Source organism: Myroides odoratus, from assembly GCF_965118575.1.
Classification (GTDB): domain Bacteria; phylum Bacteroidota; class Bacteroidia; order Flavobacteriales; family Flavobacteriaceae; genus Flavobacterium; species Flavobacterium odoratum_B.
Map to the genome: position 1 here is coordinate 49,311 of NZ_CBCPHW010000015.1, position 21,661 is coordinate 70,971.

At 35.5% G+C, this 21,661-nt stretch carries 19 protein-coding genes and 1 riboswitch; of the genes, 4 read left to right on the forward strand and 15 right to left on the reverse strand.

Annotation, left to right across the window (positions count from 1 at the left end):
• Window positions 1–7 precede the first annotated feature (7 nt).
• The 13 genes from ACMHJ2_RS12985 to ACMHJ2_RS13045 form a co-directional block, all read right to left on the reverse strand.
• The gene (locus ACMHJ2_RS12985; protein ID WP_413513286.1) at window positions 8–463 is read right to left on the reverse strand and encodes a hypothetical protein; all 456 of its coding nucleotides are present in this window, start codon (window positions 461–463) and stop codon (window positions 8–10) included.
• A 1,319-nt stretch (window positions 464–1,782) separates the two neighbouring features.
• Window positions 1,783–3,042: a tetratricopeptide repeat protein gene (locus ACMHJ2_RS12990; RefSeq protein WP_413513287.1), complete on the reverse strand. Its 1,260-nt coding sequence runs from the start codon at window positions 3,040–3,042 to the stop codon at window positions 1,783–1,785.
• Window positions 3,043–3,062: 20 nt separating this feature from the next.
• Complete coding sequence (gene gyrA / locus ACMHJ2_RS12995; protein ID WP_413513288.1) at window positions 3,063–5,600, reverse strand: DNA gyrase subunit A; 2,538 nt, start codon at window positions 5,598–5,600, stop codon at window positions 3,063–3,065.
• A 195-nt stretch (window positions 5,601–5,795) separates the two neighbouring features.
• Entirely contained in the window at window positions 5,796–6,284 is a 489-nt protein-coding gene (locus tag ACMHJ2_RS13000) for a lipocalin family protein (protein WP_413513289.1), read from the reverse strand.
• A 239-nt stretch (window positions 6,285–6,523) separates the two neighbouring features.
• A complete protein-coding gene (locus ACMHJ2_RS13005; protein WP_413513290.1) occupies window positions 6,524–7,321 on the reverse strand; it encodes an ABC transporter substrate-binding protein in 798 nt (265 codons plus the stop codon).
• A complete protein-coding gene (gene pyrF, locus ACMHJ2_RS13010) occupies window positions 7,318–8,139 on the reverse strand; it encodes an orotidine-5'-phosphate decarboxylase (protein WP_413513291.1) in 822 nt (273 codons plus the stop codon). Before pyrF ends, ACMHJ2_RS13005 begins: the two co-directional genes overlap by 4 nt.
• Before the next feature lie 62 nt (window positions 8,140–8,201).
• Window positions 8,202–9,275: a peptide chain release factor 1 gene (prfA, locus tag ACMHJ2_RS13015; RefSeq protein WP_413513292.1), complete on the reverse strand. Its 1,074-nt coding sequence runs from the start codon at window positions 9,273–9,275 to the stop codon at window positions 8,202–8,204.
• A gap of 94 nt (window positions 9,276–9,369) precedes the next feature.
• The gene (locus ACMHJ2_RS13020; RefSeq protein ID WP_413513293.1) at window positions 9,370–9,975 is read right to left on the reverse strand and encodes a YceI family protein; all 606 of its coding nucleotides are present in this window, start codon (window positions 9,973–9,975) and stop codon (window positions 9,370–9,372) included.
• A 244-nt stretch (window positions 9,976–10,219) separates the two neighbouring features.
• A complete protein-coding gene (locus tag ACMHJ2_RS13025) occupies window positions 10,220–11,692 on the reverse strand; it encodes an aminoacyl-histidine dipeptidase (protein ID WP_413513294.1) in 1,473 nt (490 codons plus the stop codon).
• 144 nt (window positions 11,693–11,836) lie between these two features.
• A complete protein-coding gene (locus tag ACMHJ2_RS13030; protein WP_413513295.1) occupies window positions 11,837–12,679 on the reverse strand; it encodes an EamA family transporter in 843 nt (280 codons plus the stop codon).
• A gap of 125 nt (window positions 12,680–12,804) precedes the next feature.
• On the reverse strand, window positions 12,805–13,830 hold the full coding sequence (locus ACMHJ2_RS13035; RefSeq protein WP_413513296.1) for a hypothetical protein: 1,026 nt from the start codon (window positions 13,828–13,830) through the stop codon (window positions 12,805–12,807).
• The gene (gene pnuC, locus ACMHJ2_RS13040; protein WP_413513297.1) at window positions 13,817–14,413 is read right to left on the reverse strand and encodes a nicotinamide riboside transporter PnuC; all 597 of its coding nucleotides are present in this window, start codon (window positions 14,411–14,413) and stop codon (window positions 13,817–13,819) included. The genes ACMHJ2_RS13035 and pnuC overlap by 14 nt, the downstream gene beginning before the upstream one ends.
• Window positions 14,414–14,438: 25 nt before the next feature.
• Window positions 14,439–14,548: riboswitch (TPP riboswitch) on the reverse strand.
• Between the two features lie 78 nt (window positions 14,549–14,626).
• Window positions 14,627–16,042 (reverse strand): PLP-dependent aminotransferase family protein, encoded by a 1,416-nt coding sequence (locus ACMHJ2_RS13045; protein WP_413513298.1) that lies wholly within the window; start codon window positions 16,040–16,042, stop codon window positions 14,627–14,629.
• Between the two features lie 85 nt (window positions 16,043–16,127).
• On the opposite strand from ACMHJ2_RS13045, the gene ACMHJ2_RS13050 reads away from it, so the two are divergent.
• The 4 genes from ACMHJ2_RS13050 to lpdA all read left to right on the forward strand — a co-directional run bounded on the left by ACMHJ2_RS13050 (window position 16,128) and on the right by lpdA (window position 20,448).
• Window positions 16,128–17,003: a DMT family transporter gene (locus ACMHJ2_RS13050; RefSeq protein WP_413513299.1), complete on the forward strand. Its 876-nt coding sequence runs from the start codon at window positions 16,128–16,130 to the stop codon at window positions 17,001–17,003.
• A 167-nt stretch (window positions 17,004–17,170) separates the two neighbouring features.
• Window positions 17,171–17,764, forward strand: a complete 594-nt coding sequence (locus ACMHJ2_RS13055; protein ID WP_413513300.1) for a TetR/AcrR family transcriptional regulator — start codon at window positions 17,171–17,173, stop codon at window positions 17,762–17,764.
• 91 nt (window positions 17,765–17,855) lie between these two features.
• On the forward strand, window positions 17,856–19,028 hold the full coding sequence (locus ACMHJ2_RS13060; RefSeq protein ID WP_413513301.1) for a thiolase family protein: 1,173 nt from the start codon (window positions 17,856–17,858) through the stop codon (window positions 19,026–19,028).
• A 16-nt stretch (window positions 19,029–19,044) separates the two neighbouring features.
• Entirely contained in the window at window positions 19,045–20,448 is a 1,404-nt protein-coding gene (gene lpdA, locus ACMHJ2_RS13065) for a dihydrolipoyl dehydrogenase (RefSeq protein ID WP_413513302.1), read from the forward strand.
• 74 nt (window positions 20,449–20,522) lie between these two features.
• Here the strand turns inward: lpdA and ACMHJ2_RS13070 are convergent, their stop codons facing one another.
• Both ACMHJ2_RS13070 and ACMHJ2_RS13075 read right to left on the reverse strand, forming a co-directional pair.
• Complete coding sequence (locus ACMHJ2_RS13070; protein WP_413513303.1) at window positions 20,523–20,945, reverse strand: GNAT family N-acetyltransferase; 423 nt, start codon at window positions 20,943–20,945, stop codon at window positions 20,523–20,525.
• Window positions 20,946–21,006: 61 nt separating this feature from the next.
• Window positions 21,007–21,585 carry a Crp/Fnr family transcriptional regulator gene (locus tag ACMHJ2_RS13075; RefSeq protein WP_413513304.1) on the reverse strand — a complete coding sequence of 193 codons (579 nt, stop codon included), beginning with the start codon at window positions 21,583–21,585 and terminating at the stop codon, window positions 21,007–21,009.
• Window positions 21,586–21,661: the final 76 nt, after the last annotated feature.

Genomic DNA, 21,661 nt, shown 5'->3' on the forward strand with positions numbered 1-21,661 from the left:
TACCTATCTATTTATATGTGGGAGGTTTAAACAAAAAATTTAAAAAGGAAAAAGTATATAAATCATCTACACTCACATCTTTTTGTGTTTTGTAGGTTTGGAATAGATTACCATATGAAACAATTGAAATTGCTTGATAATAGCTAATTTGTATTTCAGCTGAAGCAAAATGAATTTTATCCTTTTCAGTACTTGTATCAGAAGCATGTGCCAATTCTTTCATTAAATGACACTTTCCGTTACATTGCATTTCAGGTTTGTCTCTATTTACACAAAGTTCATTTTTGATATAATCATATAGCACTACATATTCCACAACCGGTAAGACCGGTTTGAAAAACATAAATAAGGATAATATGAGAGTCGCTATTTTCACTCTACAAAGGTCAACTATATTTTTAAAAAGACCAAATTGGGAGTTGTTTGTATGAATTATTGGATTGAAAAAGTAAACCCAATCCATGACAAACTTCCTATACCTAAAACCTAGAGATTAAGATAGCTTTCTAAACAGAAATAAATTAAATCAGGGCTAAATTTTCACTACTAATCTATCCGATGAAGAAGAAAATTAACCCCTAAAAAAAGGGTGCCTATACGGGCACCCTTCTTCTCAAAAATAGATGCTGTTAACTTTTAAATCTAACAGCAGAGATTATAAAAAAAAAAGTTACAAGAATTGAAAACGAAGAAACGGGTTTTTCGTTTATTAAAGCGATAGATTCCTTTTGTTAAAAGATTAACTACCTTTACATTTAGTCCTATCTACCAAAGTTTAATCTTTTGTCAGATAATTTCTAATTGTCAACTAGATAAAGATACATTCAATAAATATAACATCATAATAAATCATAATTATTACATATATAAATAGTAAAATCAAAAGATAATAAACAATACGATAATAAATTGTGTAAAAATTACATTTTGGATAATGATTGAAATCTGTTAAATAATCGCATATAATCATGTAATAATTTTCTAAAATCCATGAATAGGATTATTTAAAAACAGATTCAATTTTTATTTTTATGGAATCTCAAAATGAGCATTTTTTTATTATTTAAAATAATACATATTTCTCATCACTATTTTTTCCTTTTTCAGAGAATTATTTCTAAAAATCGACAAAATAACGGCAAGTAAATCTCATACAGAGAAAAAAAAATCTTTTTGTAGCGTAGATAACTACCAGAAAAACTGCTGTTTTTATTGAATCTACTGATAATAAACTAAGTAAATACTAAGAGTTGCAGAAATTTTAGTAGATTTTCTTGCGATTACAAAGAGACAAATCTCATAGTGAGAAAAAAAGACCTCTACTTTTTAAAACTAATTTCAACTGGACTTCATTGGGATTTACAAAATGCGAATTTATTAATGACGTATCTAAAATTAAGTAGAAAAATAATCACCATTAAATGGAGCATTAGTCCTTAATGAAATCTATACATTGCTACACTATAAAAGTTGAGTTAGAATATTTAAAATAAGAAGAAATGCTATTTCCAATCAATGCAAGTTTTAAAAGACAAAAATATTTTTTATAAGATCCAGGAGAGGAATTTAATCTAGGGACTATATATTGATATGAAAATAAAATTAAAAAGTTGGAATTACACAAAAGAGTATAAGTGGCAAGCGGGTTATTCTTTGGATTATTTCCACACTCTAGTCAAAATCCTGATTTAGCTTCTGTAACAAGGAAAAAAAAGAGGAACTTGGGTAAACCAGGTTCCTCTTTACAATAGTTTTTTACTATATTATAAGCTAGTGCTTATTTTATTTAGCATCTAAAGCTTTTAATTTATCATTCATCTCTAAAGCGCGATAAATATTTTTAAGCGTTTGAATTGCCTCATCATTTTGTGGATTGATAGCCAAAACTTTTTCTAAATCATTCATTGCATCGCGATAAATAGCTTTTTTCTCTTTCTGTAACTGATCATACTTTTTGTTATCAGCAGCAGACATTCCTAAACTATTCATCTTGTTGGTCAATTCCTCATCCGGTTGTAATTTAAGAAAAGCCATATTTAAATATGCATTTTCACTTTTTGGATTGATGCGGATTGCTTGCTCGTAATATTTTTTTGCTTCTTCTAATTTACCCGCTTGATAGCTGGTAACACCTAGATTATACAACAAAACATCGTCATTTGGGTTTTTAGATAAAGCTTCTTTAGCTATTTCTTCATATTTACCCATATTGTTAGACTTCAAATACAAATCCATTTGTGTTAACATCAAGTTCGTGTCATTTGGATGCGATTTTCTTGCTTCAACAATTGCTTTTTCTGCTTCTGCATATTGGCCTTCTTGGTAGTAAATCAAAGCTAAGTTCTTAACGATTTCTGGACGTTTAGACTCTTCTTTTACTAATTTTGGATCCGTATGTGAACCTTGTTTTACTAAAACATCTCTCATTTTAGAATCTTTTCCAAAATTCTGAACTTCACCCGATGCTTTATCTACGGCTGTATAATAAGACTCATTTCCTTTATACCCTATATCAATCAACTTTTTATAGTAGCTTGTTGCAGTAGGATAGTCTTTCGAACTAATAGCCGTTGAAGCCGCATAGTATAAATAGATTGTATCCTTAGGCTTAATATCATAGGCTTGTTTAAATTTCTTTGTAGCTCCTATATAGTTAGATGAATTATTATCCTCAATGGCTTTGTTAATTACCTTAGCTGCAACTAAGTCCAATTCTTCATTAGCTTGTTTTGCAAACTTACTGTTCTTATCAAGAGCAGAAATTTCATTATAAGCTTCTACCATTTTATCAACATTAGCATCAAAATCTTGATTCTTTTCAATTTGTTGATAAGCCAAATTTGATTTTAAGTAATAGTATTGTATTTTTTGTTCTTTATCTGCCTGTCCTAAAACAGCTTCAACCGATTTTAATGCTGCATTAGCCTCTACAACATTTCCTTTTTTTACTGCTTTCTCAGCTTCTTTTAACTCTTTCTTTTGAGCCATAGAAAGCCCTGATATCAATAAGGCTGCTGCTAAATAAACATATCTTTTATTCATAACTTGCTGGTTTTATTGGTTTATTCTTGATCTTCTTCTGTTTGTTCATTTAAATCTTCTGATACATCCAATACAGTACCATCAATTTCTACAAATTCTTGGTCTTGATCTTCATCCTCATCTTCTTTCATCACTTTACAAACTGCAGCAATTGAATCGTTTCCTTTAATATTAATCAAACGAACACCTTGCGTAGCACGTCCCATCACTCGAAGATCAGAAATTCGCATACGTATTGTTAAACCTGATTTATTAATAATCATTAAATCATCCGCATCGGTAACCACATTAATTGAAACAAGCAATCCAGTTTTCTCACTGATATTCATTGTTTTAACACCTTTACCTCCACGATTGGTCTCTCTGTATTCATCTAAAGAAGAACGCTTACCATATCCATTTTCAGAAACAACTAGAATTTCACTATTCAAATCACTCACAGAAACCATTCCGATTACTTCATCTTTGTCATCTGCCAAGGTAATTCCACGAACTCCTGAAGCTGTTCTTCCCATTGGACGAGTTTTCTCCTCATCAAAACGAACTAATTTACCAGATTTCAAAGCAATTAATACTTTGCTCTTACCATCGGTTAATTTTGCTTCTAGTAATTCATCATCTTCTTTAATGGTAATTGCATTAATACCATTTTGTCTTGGACGTGAATATTGTTCTAATGGTGTTTTTTTAACCTGACCTTGTTTGGTCGCCATAATAACATAGTGATCATTGATGTACGCTTCATCTTTTAAATCTTGCGTACAGATAAAGGCTTTCACTTTATCGTCATTTTCAATATTAATCAAGTTTTGAATGGCACGACCTTTACTCACTTTCGTTCCCTCTGGAATTTCATATACTCTCATCCAGAAACATTTTCCTTTTTGAGTAAAGAACAACATATATTGATGATTCGTAGCAACATACATATGCTCTAAGAAATCTTGATCTCTTGTACCCGCAGATTTTTGTCCTACGCCACCTCTATTTTGTGTTTTATATTCTGAAAGTGGTGTACGCTTAATATAACCCGCATGCGAAATAGTAATCACTACTTGTTCATCTGCGATAAGATCCATGATACTTACATCACCACCTGCATATTCAATAACCGAACGACGCTCATCACCAAATCTCTCTTTAACTTCACGTAATTCCTCTTTAATCAAGTCCATTCGCATTTCTTTGCTTGCCAATAACTCTCTTAAATGATTAATTAATTTCATTATTTCTTCATACTCTGCACGCAATTTGTTCTGCTCTAGTCCTGTTAATTGACGTAGACGCATTTCAACTATAGCACGAGCTTGAATTTCAGATAATGAAAAACGCTCAATTAATTTACCTCTTGCTTCATCTGCATTACTTGAAGAACGAATCAATGCGATTACTTCATCAATATTATCTGAAGCAATGATTAATCCTTCTAAAATATGTGCACGCTCTTCTGCTTTTCTCAATTCATATTGCGTACGTCTTACTACTACATCGTGTCTGTGTTCAACAAAATAGTAGATTAATTCTTTTAGATTTAAAGTTTGTGGACGTCCATTAACTAAGGCAATATTATTAACACTAAAAGAGGATTGTAATTGTGTGTATTTATATAGTGTATTTAATACAATGTTTGGAATAGCATCGCGTTTTAATACATATACAATACGCATTCCCTTGCGATCTGATTCATCTCTAATAGTAGCAATTCCCTCAATTTTTTTATCGTTAACTGCTTCTGCCGTTTTCTTAATCATTTCGGCTTTGTTCACTTGAAACGGAATTTCCGTTACAATGATACATTCTCTGCCATCCACTTCTTCAAAATTGGCCTTTGCACGCATCACTACGCGTCCGCGTCCTGTTTTAAAAGCCTCTCTTACTCCTTCATAACCATAAATAATTCCTCCTGTTGGAAAATCAGGTGCTTTGATGTGATTCATCAACTCATCAATCTCTATATCGTTATTATTGATATAGGCCAATGTACCGTCAATCACTTCTGAAAGATTATGGGGAGCCATATTGGTTGCCATACCTACCGCAATACCAGAAGCACCATTTACCAATAAGGTAGGGATACGCGTAGGCATCACTTTAGGTTCTTCTAAAGTATCGTCAAAGTTTAATTGAAAATCAACCGTTTCTTTATCTATATCAGCTAAAATCTCTTCAGATATCTTCTTCATTCTAGCCTCTGTATAACGCATTGCTGCTGGGCTATCTCCATCTACAGATCCAAAGTTACCTTGTCCATCTACAAGTAAATAACGCATACTCCAATCTTGAGCCATACGCACCATGGCGTCATATACAGAACTATCTCCGTGTGGGTGATATTTACCCAATACCTCCCCTACAATTCTGGCAGACTTTTTATGTGCTTTATTAGACATAACGCCTAACTCATACATACCAAACAACACTCTTCGATGCACAGGTTTTAAGCCATCTCTAACATCAGGAAGCGCTCTAGATACAATCACAGACATTGAGTAATCAATGTAAGCTGATTTCATCTGTTCCTCAATGTTAATAGGAATTAACTTTTCTCCTTCAGACATAAGTATATTAAATTTAAATTGTCATTATTAAACGTGCTAATATACAGTTTTTATCGCGTTTTTCCATACATTAAAAGCATGAAAAATTCGTTTTTTTGTGTTTTTTTGTTTTAATCAACTGCAGGATATAAAAACCCAAAAAGGAAAAAGAGGATGACCTATTGGACATCCTCTTTTTTATCTTCTTTTTTAAAATTATTTCACCATTACTATGTGTACTTCTACCACTTTATTCCATTCTGTTAGACTTTTTACAGTCTTTAATTTAGGAGCTCCTAATCCAAAATCATCAAGCAATTCCGCTTTAAGAACCAATTTATTATCAGTTAGTTCAACAATTTCTGCACTCTCCTCCATATTTTGAGTATAAATTATGTTGTTTTTTACTGTATAAGTAACTTTAATTACCTCTTCTTCACATTCATTATATACTTCTTCATAACTGCGAATAATCATTTCTCGATCTTTAAACTCTATCTTATCCAATCCACAACCCCAATCTTCTGCAAAGTCTTCTCCTAAAATCTTTTTGTCTTTGTCTAAGTAAACAAATTTAGACTCGGTCCAAACCCCTTGAAGCTTTCTTTCTTCTTTATTTAATGAATTACCATTGTCATCAGAAGTACATCCTACTGTTCCTAGTCCTAGGACTAAGGCTACAGTTAATAAAAATAATTTTTTCATCTTTTTGTTAGTAAATTTAAATGCAAAATTATGATAATTTTAATATTAAACAAAATATATATTTTATTCTTCATAAAATAGCACAAACTATTAACGCCCCTCTTGCACACTATTCTCGTTTTTTCTCAATTAAAAAAAGGGGATGCTAAAAGCAAAACCTATCTTTAGTTAACTCTATAGATTCAGAGCTAAGAGTGAAATAACTATCAGAAAAATCCACCCTTTTGAGGTGGACTTTTTTATAATCGGTTGTGTATTTGCTTAAAATAAGCAAAAGCTTTGCAAACATGGGTCCCAAACCAACTGAACATTTCTCCATCTACAAAAATAGTCTTTCCATGATGTGTAAATCGCCCAATTTCAAAGGCATCCTCTTCTTCAAAGGGATAAGGAACTGAAGATAGGAAAACCAATTCTGGATCACCTTGAATCCTTATCTTTCGGACTTCAACTTCGGGATACTTTTCTGCTCTTGAAGCATACACATTCTCAAACTTATTTAAGGTTAAAAGCTCGTGAATAAAAGTGGAATCACCGGCTACTAAAAAGGGATCTTTGCCTACAAAATAAGCCGCTTTGTAGCCTGGTTTACTACTTACAAAGTCCATAAGATCCTTTTGACCAAAGTAAATCTTATCGATCCATTTACGCGCTTCTGTTCGCTTATTAAACAATATACCAAAAGCTTCAATCATTTTAATATTTTCATCCAGTGTTTTTACATCCGTTACCCACACTGGACAAATAGCTTGAATACTTTCAATTATTGCAGTGGATGTTTCTTCTTTATTGACAATAATAATATCGGGCTGCAACAACTTGATCTGTTCAACATCTACTTTTGTTAGATCACCTACTACCGTTTTTGTAGCTCGTAGGTGATAGGGATAAATACAAGCCTGGGTAATACCCACTATTTCATCCTCTAATCCTAAATCAAAAAGCGTTTCCGTTTGTGAAGGTACCAGAGAAACAATGCGTTTTGGCGTTTGTTCAAAGGTATGTTCACAACCAAGTTGATCCTTTAGTACTATCATAATCTATTTTTTAAAATCTCTTGCATTTCTTGTTGTATTTTCAAGGCTTCTTCTCTTGCTTTCTCAGCAAAATCATGTTGATTAGAAGCGTATATAACCCCTCTGGAAGAATTGATCAACAAGCCCACATTTTCTGTTAACCCATACGCGCAAACTTCTTGCAAACTTCCTCCTTGCGCCCCAACACCTGGTACCAACAAAAAGCTTGTAGGAGCCACAGTGCGAATATCTTTAAAATACATTGCCTTTGTTGCTCCAACAACATACATTAGATTCTCCGCTTTTTGATAGGTTTGTGACGTCTGAATTACCTTTTTATATAGGGGTTCTCCATCAATCAATTGGGTTTGAAAGTCAAAGGCACCTTCGTTAGAAGTCAAAGCTAGAAGAATCGTATGCTTATTTTCAAAAGCTAAGAAAGGCTCTACAGAATCCTTCCCCATATAAGGAGCAACGGTTACACTGTCAAAAGCCATATCTTCAAAGAAAGCTTTGGCATACATTGATGCTGTATTGCCAATATCTCCTCGTTTTGCATCGGCTATCGTAAAAAGTTCAGGGTAATTGTCATTGATATAACCTATTGTTTTCTTTAATGCCTCCCAACCTTTAATTCCATAAGCTTCAAAAAAAGCAATGTTGGGCTTATACGCTACCGCTAAATCATGCGTAGCATCTATAATGGCTTTATTAAAACTAAAAATAGGATCCTCTTCTTTTAATAAAAAAGCGGGGATTTTAGTTAAATCAACGTCTAAACCTACACATAAAAAGGATTGTTTACGTCGAATCTCATCAATGAGTTGTTGTGTTGTCATGCTTCTTATATTTTTAAAAAAAACCACACTAAAAAGTGTGGTTTCTTTTTTTATATTGCGTTTTAATAAACGTCACTTTCTTTTAATTTCTCCGTATTACTTACCAATTGTAATTCTTCGATAATTTTCTGAATACCTCCATTCATTACTCCATCTAAATCATACAAGGTTAAGCCGATACGGTGATCCGTAACACGTCCCTGTGGATAGTTGTACGTTCTAATTTTAGCTGAACGGTCACCACTACTCACCTGAGAATTACGTTTTTTAGCATCTTCTTCCTGTTTTTTCGCCAATTCCATTTCGTATAAACGAGAACGCAAAACAGATAAAGCTTTGTCTTTATTTTTGTGTTGGGATTTCTCATCCTGACATTGAGCGACTAAACCCGTTGGCACATGCGTCATACGTACAGCCGATTTGGTTGTGTTAACCGACTGTCCACCAGGTCCTGAAGAACAGAAGAAATCAATACGTACATCATTCATATCAATATGAACATCAAACTCTTCTGCTTCTGGCAATACCATAACCGTTGCTGCCGAAGTATGAACACGTCCTTGTGTTTCCGTTTGTGGCACACGCTGTACACGGTGAACACCTGCTTCAAACTTTAGGATTCCATATACATCTTCTCCAGTTACTTCAAAGATAACCTCTTTGTAACCTCCTGAAGTTCCTTCATTCACATCTACAACAGAAGTTCTCCAACCTCTTGATTCGCAGTATTTCGTATACATTCTAAACAAATCTCCAGCAAAAATACTAGCTTCATCTCCGCCTGTACCGGCGCGAACTTCCACCATTACGTTTTTCATATCTTCTGGATCCTTCGGAATTAAAAGAAATTTAATCTCATCTTCTAATTCTGGCAAACGACCTTTCGCTTCAGCTAATTGCATTTTGGCCATATCTACCATTTCGGCATCACTTCCATCGTCAATTATTTCATTGGCTTCTGCTATATTTCCTTTAAGAGCTAAATATTCCGTACGTTTTTCAACTAACTTATTTAAATCTTTATATTCCTTGTTTAATTGTACATAACGCTTTTGATCAGCAATAACATCCGGTTGAATAATCAAATCCGATATTTCATCAAAACGCTGTTTTATAATTTGTAATCTATCTATCATATCTTGAAAAGAGATAATTTATTTGGACTGCAAAGTTAAAAAAAAAGAGGAATATATTGGCATATTCCTCTTCATTTCGTTTCTTTTATACCTATTATTTTTTAATCTCTACCGCAATATCAACCTCAGACCATGTTTTGCCTTCGTGTAAGGCATTACAAGCTGTATGTAAAGCATTAAAAGCATCCTGTGCCGTGAAGTCAGCGATAATATCAATTGCCCCTTTTAGCTTCAATCCACCTTCCGTAGCTTCATAAGCAAATTCTTTTTCTTTTGTTACCCCGTTTAAAGTCAAGTTAACTAAAACCTTTCCATCCTTAAACTCTCCGAAGAAACCATTGATATTTCCTACCAATTTACTGAAGAAATTCATTCTCAAGGTTTCATCTCTCGCAGGATCACCTGTACTAGCTGAACTGGTAACAATCATAAATTGTGCGCCTTTCAGACTTTCCTCTAAAGTAGCCGCATCGTGTTTTACTTCTGATAGTTTAACCTCGTCAAAGGTTCCTTTTACACCTACTTTAGCTGGTGTTTTAAAAGCCGTCCATTCAATAGAATACGTTAATTCTTTTTGCGCAGGCGTTTCTGTTGTTTGTTCTACAGCTTGCTCAGGCGCAGTTGTATCTGTTGATTTTTTATCTCCACATGAAATAGCCACTAAACTAACTAAAGCTAGTGCTAAGATTGATTTTTTCATAATGCTATTGAGTTTTGTTCCTTGAAGCAACTAAGGTACAAAAAGGAATTCATAATCTGTAATCCTAAAAAATTAAAATTTCCTTAAAACTTTTTTGTTTTTAAAGAACAAAAGGGAAAGAAAACTAAAATCATCCCGATTGAAAACATACTCTCCCTTATAGGTAGTAATTTCCAAACCTACAAGTAAAAAAAAGCAGTAAACCTGAGGCTTACTGCTTTTTAATATTTCATTTTGAGAACACTTACTTCTTAACTGGTATTTGTTTTAAAATTTCTAAAACAAAATTCCAGAATTTCTGAAGTGATTGAATATTAGCACGTTCTGCTGGAGAGTGTGCTCCTTTGATGGTTGGACCAAAAGAAATCATATCCATATCTGGATAATGAGTCCCTAAGATTCCGCACTCTAACCCAGCATGACAAGCCACAACATTTGGTTTTACGCTGTGTTGTTGTTCATAGATATCCACTAAAACATCTAAGATTTCAGAGGTTGGATTTGGACTCCATCCTGGATATGCTCCTGAGAATTCTACTTCACATCCCATTAATTCAAAAGCAGAACGCAAGCTATTAGCCACATCCATTTTAGAAGATTCAACCGAAGAACGCGTTAAGCATTTTACTGTTAATTGTCCATTTCCAACTTCTACTTTTGCAATATTGTTTGAAGCCTCTACTAAATCATCGAAATCTGGACTCATGCGGAATACGCCATTATGAGCAGCATACATCGAACGCACAAAGAAATACTGTGCCATAGGTGGCATTACTTTATTTGGCGTTTCTACTTCGTCTAATTTTTCAAAAATCACTTCTAAATCAGGATCTACTGTCTGCAATTCTGCTTTGATTTCTTCAACAATTTGAGTCATATCATAAACAAATGCCTCATCGTACATTTGAGCAATAATAACAGTAGCAACACTCTCACGTGGAATAGCATTGCGCAAACTTCCTCCTTTAATTGTTGCTATTTGCAAACCAAAATTATCAAATGAATCAAACAATAAGCGGTTCATGATCTTATTTGCATTCCCCAAGCCTTTGTGAATATCCATTCCTGAATGTCCACCATTTAAACCCTTTATTGTAATTCTATAACCTACCGCATTTTCCGGAGCATCCTCTTCATCATACTCTGCTGAAGCCGTTACATCAATTCCTCCTGCACATCCGATATCGATTTCATCATCTTCTTCGGTATCTAAGTTCAATAGAATTTCTCCTTCAAGTAGTCCACCTATTAGACCTTTAGCTCCTGTCATACCTGTTTCTTCATCAATGGTAAACAAAGCTTCAATGGCTGGATGTGGAATATCACTGCTTTCTAAAATAGCCATAATAGTAGCAACTCCTAATCCGTTGTCTGCTCCTAAAGTGGTTCCTTTTGCGCGTACCCATCCCTCTTCTACATACATTTCAATACCTTGAGTATCAAAATCAAAATCGGTATCATTATTTTTTTGGTGAACCATATCCAAATGCGATTGCATCACAATGGTTTTTCTGTTCTCCATACCTGCTGTTGCTGGTTTTTTAATAATAACATTCCCTACCTCATCTTCAATTGTTTCTAGCCCCAACGATTTTCCAAAGTCCACCATAAACGCAATTACACGTTCTTCTTGCTTAGAAGGTCGCGGCACTGCATTTAAATCAGCAAACTTATTCCATACTTGTTTCGGTTCTAAATTTCTTATTTCTTGGTTCATAATTTCAATATAGATTCTACTAATTCCGTGTACCTCAAAGGTACAGTTATTCTTTTTAAAATGTAGAAATTGAGACTAATTTTGTTAATCTCCTTCTCTTTTATTGCGCTCGAATAGGTAAATAAATAGTTTAATACAAGTGATTTAACTTGCTTTTTCAGAGGTTATTACAGTTCCAATACTTGCAAAAACAACACAGCCTATCGAAAGCCATTGAATCATTGTTAGTGCCTCCCCTAAAAACAAAAGTCCGCTTAAAGCTGCAAATGCAGGGTGTAAACTCGTAAAAATACTAAAACTCTTTGCAGGCATTCGCTTCATGGCTACTAAATCTAACGTAAAAGGCAAAGCACTTGATAAAATGGCGACAGCCAAGCCTAAGAAAAAAAGTGTAGGAGTTATGTGCATTAATCCACCCGATGCTATTCCAACAGGAACAATCAGCATTGCTGCAAAAAGAGTACCTACAGATACGGCTACTTTCCCATCAATTAATTGAGTTACCTTACTTCCCATTACAATATAACCCACCCAAAACATTCCAGCCATAAAAGCCAGACCTAAGCCAAGTAAATCAACATTATTACTCTTCCAAGGTACAATCAATAAAATACCTATACAGGCCAATATCGCCCAAAGAACATCCAATACTCTTCTCGATAAAAATAGGGCTAACATCAAAGGACCAACAAATTCAACCGTAACTCCCAATCCCAAGGGCACGCGTTCGATAGCGAAGTAAAATAATAAATTCATCCCTCCAATACTCAAACCATACCCCAAACAACAAAGCCATTGCTTTTTGGTTAATGCGCTAAAGTTTGGGCGGTTAATTATTAATAATAAGAGGGCAGATAAGCCAATACGCAAGGAACTTGCCCCAGCTGGTCCTAAAATAGGGAACAGTTTTTTTGCTAAAGAAGCACCTCCTTGAACACATAATATAGATGTCAAAGCAGCTGAAATAGCCGTTCTTTTTTCACTCATTTCCAACGATTAAAAAAAATAAACTTTATTCCATTTTGGCCTAACGTTTATTTTTGCTGCAAAACTACTGTTTCACACCTAGTATAGCAATTGAAATACCTTATTTATTTTAGAAGAAAATAGAATTAAATTGCGACCTCACTTTCATGGGATCTAAAATTCCCATGTAGGATTGCAGTAAAAAAATCACAAAATACTTGATGAATCGGTTGATCAATTTGTGTGCCTTTTATTCCTAAATCACAGTGTACCTTACTTATTTTTTGAGTTAAGCTTTCAACTATACACACACCAAATTCATGAAGTTCACGTTGAAAACAAGCGCTAATCAATTGATTTTTAGTTAATATAAATTCAATTTCGTCCGCCTTTTTTAGAACGGTTTCTAAATTGTCCTGCACTGAATTCTTATAAACTTCTAAGATAGGATGAGCTAACCCTTTTTCTGCCTCTTCCATAAAGTGATAGGCTATTCCTAAATAATTAACTAACAAAGTTAGATCTGCAAAAAGGCGAAAGGGTATTTGGGTGATTGCGTCCTCAGTATAAAAAGTATCATAGGTAAAATGATAATCAGCAGGTACTACAATGGCGTTGACTTCAAAAGAAAAAGTACCAGTTGCCTTCATACCCATTGATTTCCAATTGGGAATAATTCGGACTTTACTACTTTCAACAAGGAAGGAACGAATGCAAGTATTTCCCTGTGCATCCAAAAGTGGTTTTCCTTGTTTCACCACTTGTGCATTCAAGGTAAAATGGCTTAAATAAGGGGCTCCTGTAGCATAATGCCATAGTCCTTGAAGAAGAAAGCTTCCGTCGGTTTGTTCCTCCGCTGTACCACCCACCATTCCACTTCCACCAAAACAGGTTTGTTCATCCGAAAAAAGAGTCTTGGCGAGGTGCGGAAGCATATTTCTCGAAAAGTAATTAGCTCCCGAACAAAGGGTAAGCATCCATCCTAAACTGCCATCGATGCGTGCCCATTCATACAAAGCTGTAAGTCCCGTTTTAAAATCACAACCCAATCCACCATACGCCTTAGGTACCCATATTTGCAACGCTCTTGTTTTGTAAATATGAGTCATTACCTCATCCGAAATAGAAGTTGCCCCTTGCATGGCAATCCTTAATTCATTAGCTGTTAGCATTCGCTTGATTTTTTATAATTGTATTCCATTTGAAGTAACCAACAACGGCTACGCTAAATAAGAAAACGGTAAGTGCCGCATAGAGATATAAATCTTTGTGAATCATCAAAGGAATCGAAATTAAATTACTAATATTCAATAAAATCCAATTTTCTATTTTTCGCTTTGCCATTAGCCACATACCTGCCCATGCAAAGGCACTCACTAAAGAGTCCCAAATAGGTACATCTGAATCGGTATAATGCGTGAGAAAAAACCAAAATAAACCAAAAGTAAAACTGACAATTCCCACCACAATGAGCTTTTCATTAACATCTGTTGTCGAAATGCTAGCCTCCTCTTTTTGCTTTCCATATTTCCAAAATAGCCAACCGTAAATACTCATCACTAAATAGTAAAGGTTGAGCGTAAATTCGCCATAGAGTTTAGCGACAAGCATGACATAGAGTGTCAACGATATTCCCGCAATTCCAAAGAGGTAGTTGTTGGCGTTATTTCTCGATGCAAGTACCACTTGAATCATAGAAAAAAAGACACCGAGCCATTCGGCCCACGTTGTTTGTTGTAAAATTTCCTGCATCATATTAACTTAACTAAAGTAAATGATGAGATGATAAATGGTTGATCCCTACGCTAGCATTATCTAGATCAGGTGTGGAAACGAGTTCCAGGGTATCATCTCAGCCACACCACCGTGTAGCACCCCTTTCAAGGGCAAAGTTGACATTTTTTTTTGATACAAAAAAATTTCCTTTGCCCTTGTTTGACAGGAATACTTCATTCTTCCCCCATCTGCTCATCGACTCTGCAAACTTAACACCCCTACACGTCTCAGTTTTTGTTGTATTTCCTCACACCAAGGTAATCCTATACTAATGCGAATACAATTTAGAAATTGACGTTGCACCGTAAACATTCGTCCGGGTGCTATGCTAATTCCTTCTTTCATACACAAATCATATAGTTTGAGCGTATTTACTCGTTCATCAAATTCAATCCACAACGACAAGCCTCCTTCGGGACGCGTAACTTTAGTGCCTGGAGGAAAATCTTCGAGAATAACGGCTAACATTTTCTGATAATTAACAAAGAGACTTTGCCTCAATTTACGCAAGTGTTTTTCATATTTGCCTGATTTCATAAAATTGGCTACTGCCTCTTGTACAATCGCAGGGGAAGAGATGGAATGGATTAATTTTTGTTCGATCACTTTATCTTGGTATTTACCTGCACTCACCCATCCTACACGATAACCTGGGGCTAAGGTCTTAGATATGGCGCTACACCACAATACATTTCCTGTGGTATCAAATGCCTTGCAACAAAGGGGGCGTTTTCCACTAAAATTCAAGTCACCATATACATCATCTTCTATCAAGGGAATATTATAAGAAGTTAATAATTCAACTACTTTCTTTTTATTTTCTACAGGCATACAGCTGCCTAATGGGGTATTGTAGTTCGAAATTAAAAGGCAAATATCAATCGTAGGACACACGCGCTCCAAGGCATCCAACTTAACACCTGTTACAGGATCGGTTGGAAGCTCTAAAACTTTAAATCCCAAATCAAGAGCCAATTGAAAAATCCCCGGATAACAAGGACTTTCTATCGCAACGGTATCTCCAGCTTTTCCCAAAGCCAATAAACACAAGGAAATAGCGTGAATACTTCCATTCGTTGTTACAATATCATCTTCTGTAATCGAACCTCCCCAAGTCAATGAATGTGCCGCAATCATCCGCCTTAGCTGAATATTTCCTTGAACAGCTTCGTAATCACCCCCCCCGTACTTCATTTGTTTAGCCGCCTGAATAATTTCCTTTTTCATCTGAGCCACAGGTAAAAATTCCCCATAGAGCGAATTGAAAGAAAACAAAGTCAACTCTTCCTTTCCAATACTAGCATACACTTTATTAATAATATCCTTAGGGAGATCGCTATTCGCTAAGGGTGTTGGATTAGAAGCTTTAGGTAAAGGAAAATTAGCATAATTGATATGACTTACGAAATAACCCGATTGAGGAACAGCCAAAATCAGAGACTCCGATTCCAATTCTAAATAGACGCGCTTTGCCGTATTCATACTGATGCTATGTGTTTTACACAATACACGTAGGGAAGGCATACGATCTCCTTTTTTGAGTATCCCATTTCGAATTTGATTGGCTAGCTTTTCTGCTAAACCTAAATAAATGTATTTATCGTTCATTTTTTTTAACTGTATCCATTCAAATATACAAAACTGAGACTGTATTTGTTCATAAAACCCCTGTACTTTTGAAAAAAATAAAGAAATGAAAACAACAGTAGTAACCAATACATCCAATGGATGGATGAACGGATTGATTGGTGTACTTTTATTTAGTGGATCCATGCCTGCAACAAAAGTTGCTGTATTGAGTTTAGATCCCATTTTTGTAACACTTGTTCGCGCTTTAATTGCTGCCCTACTTGCTGCCTTTTTCTTATTGTACACCAAAGCCACTTGGCCGACTAAACAAGAATCACACTCTATTTTACTTGTTTCAGCAGGTGCTGTTATTGGATTTCCCTTATTATCGTCTTTGGCTTTACAGCATATGACAGCGGCACGATCACTCGTTTTTGTTGGAACTTTACCCTTGAGTACCGCTATTTTTGCCGTAGTGCGTGGCAAGGAAAAACCCAAACCGTTATTTTGGCTTTTTGCTCTCTTAGGTAGTGCGTTAGTTGTTGGCTTTGCTTTTGCACAACAGACGACGAGTTCACTTACGGGCGACTTATTAATGCTAGCAGCTATTATTTTATGTGGATTAGCCTATGCAGAAGGAGCTGTTTTGACCAAAACAAGAGGTGGAAGTCAAGTAATTTCTTGGGCCATTATTTTTGCTCTACCTGTATTAGTACCAACCTTTTTCTTTGTTATTCCTTCTTCCCTACAGACGATCCAAATGAATACTTGGCTTAGCTTACTCTATCTAGGAACCATGAGTATGTTTACTGGTTTTATCTTTTGGTATAAAGGATTAGCACAAGGGGGTATCGCTTCTGTTGGACAATTGCAACTCTTACAACCTTTCTTTGGTTTAGCTCTTGCAGCCTTTTTCTTACAAGAATTTATCTCTATCGGAATGGTAGGCGTAACTTTAGGTGTTGTGCTCTGTGTAGCTGCTAGTAAAAAATTCACTTAAATGCCTTTTTCTATACTTATTCTTATTTGAGCTATTCATAACAAGCACAAGGCATAAATCCAATCAGTGATATAATTATAACTATTGAGTGATACTAAATTTTAACTTTAAAAATATACTGATTGGTATTTTTATTTTATATTTGTGCAGATTTAAGTTACTAAACTATGAGTAAAGCAGCTCAAACAAAGCAGTTTATTATTGAAAAAACAGCCCCCTTGTTTAATACCAAAGGATACGCTGCTACTTCCCTATCAGACATCACAACTATTACAGGATTAACAAAAGGGAGTATCTATGGCAATTTCAGCAATAAAGATGAAGTTGTGATTGAAGCCTTTCTCTATAATGTATCTCTTATAAAACGCGAAATTCACGCCGCACTCAATCGAGGAGCAAATCCCAAAGAATCTTTGTTGAATTTTGTTGAATTTTATCGAATGTATTGGGAAACACTAGTTACATCTGGTGGTTGTGCCCTGCTGAATGCAGCAACCGAAGCTGATGATCATCTCCTTTTTCTTAAAGAAAGTGTTCAACATAATTTTAAACTTTGGATTCATCGCCTTACGGGTGTTATTGAACAAGGAAAAGAACAAGGCTATTTTAAATCAAATACGGAGTCAGAAGAAATTGCATCTTTATTTATAATGCTTATAGAAGGTGGTATTCTACTCTCACGCTCTATGGGAAACAAGAAACATTTAGATATAGCACTTAATCAAATTGACCATATAATTCACACCGAAATAGCTTCTTAAGCGCAACTAATCATTGGATAACTCATCGAATGATTTTTTTAAACACAAAAATATACCGATTGGTATTTTATTAAAATATAAAAAGGAAACAATGAAAGATGTATTTATTATCGCAGCGAAACGCACACCCATTGGAGGATTTTTGGGTCGCTTACAAGCTTATACAGCAACCGAATTAGGCAGTTTAGTAACCCAAGATCTCTTAAAAAACCTCAATCTCCCTATTGATGCAGTTGATAGCCTATATATAGGCAATGGTTTAAGTGCAGGATTGGGACAATCTCCAGCCCGACAGGTAGGTATTTTTGCAGGTTTATCAAATGCTACAGATGCCACAACCATCAACAAGGTATGTTCTTCGGGATTAAAAGCAGTATCCTTAGCTGCCCAACAAATTCAATTAGGTCAAGAGAATCTTATTGTAACGGGTGGTATTGAAAGTATGAGTAATGTTCCTTTTTACTCTTCGTATCGCAAAACGCATAAATTGGGAACGGTAGAAAGTCTAGATGGTCTTTTAAAGGATGGTTTAACGGATGCGTATGCACATTGTCACATGGGAAATGCTGCAGAAATTGGGATTCGCCATTTTGGGTTTACTCGAGAACAATTAGATCACTATGCATTAGCATCGTACAAAAAAGCGCAAACAGCAACCGAAGCAGGCAAATTCAAAGCAGAAATTGTGGCTATCGCCTCCCGCGATAAATCAAAACCCAATGCAATAGAAACGGATGAAGATATCTATAAAATCATACCTGAAAAAATGCCTCATCTACGTCCTATTTTTGAAGAAGAAGGTCTTTTAACAGCGGCAAATTCAAGTAATTTAAATGATGGCGCTGCTATTCTCTTACTTGCCTCAGCTCAAGCCGTTGAAACGCACAAGCTAAAACCTTTGGCTAAGATTATTGCCTATGCAGATGCAGCCCAAGATCCTTTGTGGTTCACAACTGCGCCTGCCCTAGCGATTCCCAAAGCATTAGAACGTGCCAATCTTACTTTAGATGCTATCGATTTATTTGAAATCAACGAAGCGTATGCCTCTGTTCCCCTTTCTATGCGTAATCTATTAGGCATTCCTGAGGATCGTATGAATATTTATGGAGGTGCAGTCGCACTAGGACATCCAATTGGCGCATCTGGTGCGCGTATTTTGGTAACGTTAACACATGCCCTACACCAAGAAAATAAAAAATATGGACTCGCAGCAATTTGCAACGGTGGTGGTGGCGCAACAGCCCTAGTCATTGAAAAAGTATAAATTAAATACACACAATATGGAAAAGTTTGACTTAGTAGTAATTGGTTCAGGACCTGGTGGTTATGTTGCAGCCATCAGAGCCTCTCAATTGGGATATAAAACAGCAATTATAGAAAAGTATGATACCCTCGGAGGTACCTGTACCAACGTAGGTTGTATACCTACAAAAGCTCTTTTAGATAGTACCCATCATTATGCGGATGCTTTATCCAAGTTCAAAACACATGGTATTGAAATTCAAAGTATTCATTTAAATTTTGAACAGATGTATCATCGAAAAAACGAGGTGATTCAAAAAAATACGCAAGGATTAGATTTTTTAATGCGCAAAAATAATATCACGCATATACAGGGTACAGCTAGTTTTACAACTAATATCTCTCTTACAGTAACTTTCAGTAAAGGAGATATAGCGTCAATTAAAGCCGATCGATTTATTATTGCAACGGGATCTAAACCAGCTACTATTCCCGGTATTAAAATAGATAAAAAACGAATCATTACATCTACTGAAGCTTTAACCTTGAAAGAGCAACCAAAAAGCATAATCATCGTAGGTGGAGGAGTTATTGGTGTAGAAATGGCATCTATTTTTAGTCGCATGGGTACGCAAGTAACAATTTTAGAATATGCTACTAATCTACTAACAACAATGGATACAGAACTCGGCAAGACCTTACATAAAGTATTGAAAAAAGAAGCGATTGATATTCGACTTGAACAAACCGTTTATCAAGTGGATAACTTGGGAGAACAAGCTCGTGTAAAATTTAGAGATAAACAAGGCCTAGAACAAGAATTACAGGCAGATTATGTGTTAATGGCGGTTGGAAGACGCCCCTTTACAGATGGATTGGGTCTCGAAAACACATCGGTAACCGTAAATAACAAAGGTTTTATTGAAACCAATGCGAAGCTTCAAACACAAGCCGAAACAATTTATGCAATTGGCGATGTTATTGGTGGCGCTATGTTAGCACATAAAGCAGAAGAAGAAGCTGTTTTTGTGGTAGAAACGATAAATGGACAAAAACCACACATTCAGTATAATCACATGCCCAGCGTTGTCTACACTTGGCCAGAAGTAGCTTCTGTAGGAGCAACAGAACAGGAATTAATTCAAACAAATACCCCGTACAAAGTTGGTAAATTTCCTTTTGCTGCCAGTGCGCGTGCGCGAGCTTCTATGGATACCGATGGATTTGCTAAAGTTCTAATTGATCCTAAATATGGAGAGGTATTAGGCGTTCACCTTATCGGTGCACGTGCTGCGGATTTAATAGCACAAGCCGTAGTTGCTCTTGAATATGAAGTAACGGCCAAAGATATGTTTACCATGTCCTATGCGCATCCAACTTTTGCTGAGGTACTCAAAGAAGCGTATATGATTGCCTATGGACAGCCCGCAATTAATATTTAGTTTACGGTGGACAGTGAACAGTTTACGGTGGATGGCTTTAAGCTCACTGTAAACTGTAAACTGTAAACCGTTAACTATAATTCCATCTGCAAAATGGGATATGCTTTGCCTTGCCCATCTAATTCAGATCGATGTATAACTTTAAAGCCGAGATGTTTATAAAAGCCAACCCCCTGCTCATTTTGTTCATTCACCTCTACTTTGGTTACCCCTTGTTGTTCTATTCCGTATTGAATAAGCTTTTTACCGACTCCCTTTCCTCGCATAGATTCATCAATAAATAACATTTCCAGGCTATTTTCTGCTATTCCCATAAAGCCAACTAAAACACCCTCATGTTCAAATCCCCATAACGTTACAAAAGTAAAATAGGTCGGTAAATGCTCTTTATAATAGCTAAAATCTTCTGGTTTTAAAAAATCATGGGTAGCCAAAACTGCGCTTTCCCAAATTTCTACCAAGCACGGATAATCAGAGGTATTAATTGTTCGTATCATAATCATGTATTTTTATTGGAGCAAAACTCTACCATTTAAACGAGTAAATACTGAACCCAAGTTAAAAAATTCGCTTGCGTATTCTGCTTAAGGCTTGAGGCGTAATTCCCAAATAAGAAGCAATATCTTTTAAAGGTATAAGGTTCATTCTACTCTTCTGTTTCTCTACTAAACGAAGGTAATACTGTTCAGGTGAATACTTAATCATCGCTACCTGACGCTCCAACAATCGATTGAGTAAAAGCGCGGTTAAATGATCAAAAACACGTTTTAAAGCAGGAATAGCTAGATACAGTTCTTCAGCTTGTTCTCTATTAATGCGATAAACGTCACAGGCAACCACTGCCTGTACGTTGAAGGTTGCTTTTTGATGTAGGGTAAAAGAGATATTAGACATGGAAAAGGTTCCTGATTGGCAAAACCAAAATGTTTGTTCTTGTCCTTTTTGATCTAAAACCCAGCAACGCATGATCCCGGAATCAATAAAATAACTATGTGTTTCTACTTCGCCCTCCTGGATCAAAAAGGCATTCTTTTTGATTTTTACTTTTTCAAAAAAAGTATCAAATAGAGCCAATTCTTGCGCAGTAAAAGCATCCAAAGAAACGTCAAACTCCTGCAATAGTTTTTCTAGCAACATATTTTTTTCTATATAAGGTAAAAATAGGAAGTTCTATGTAATAAATCGAATTAGCCAAGAATTGTTTCTTATAGCC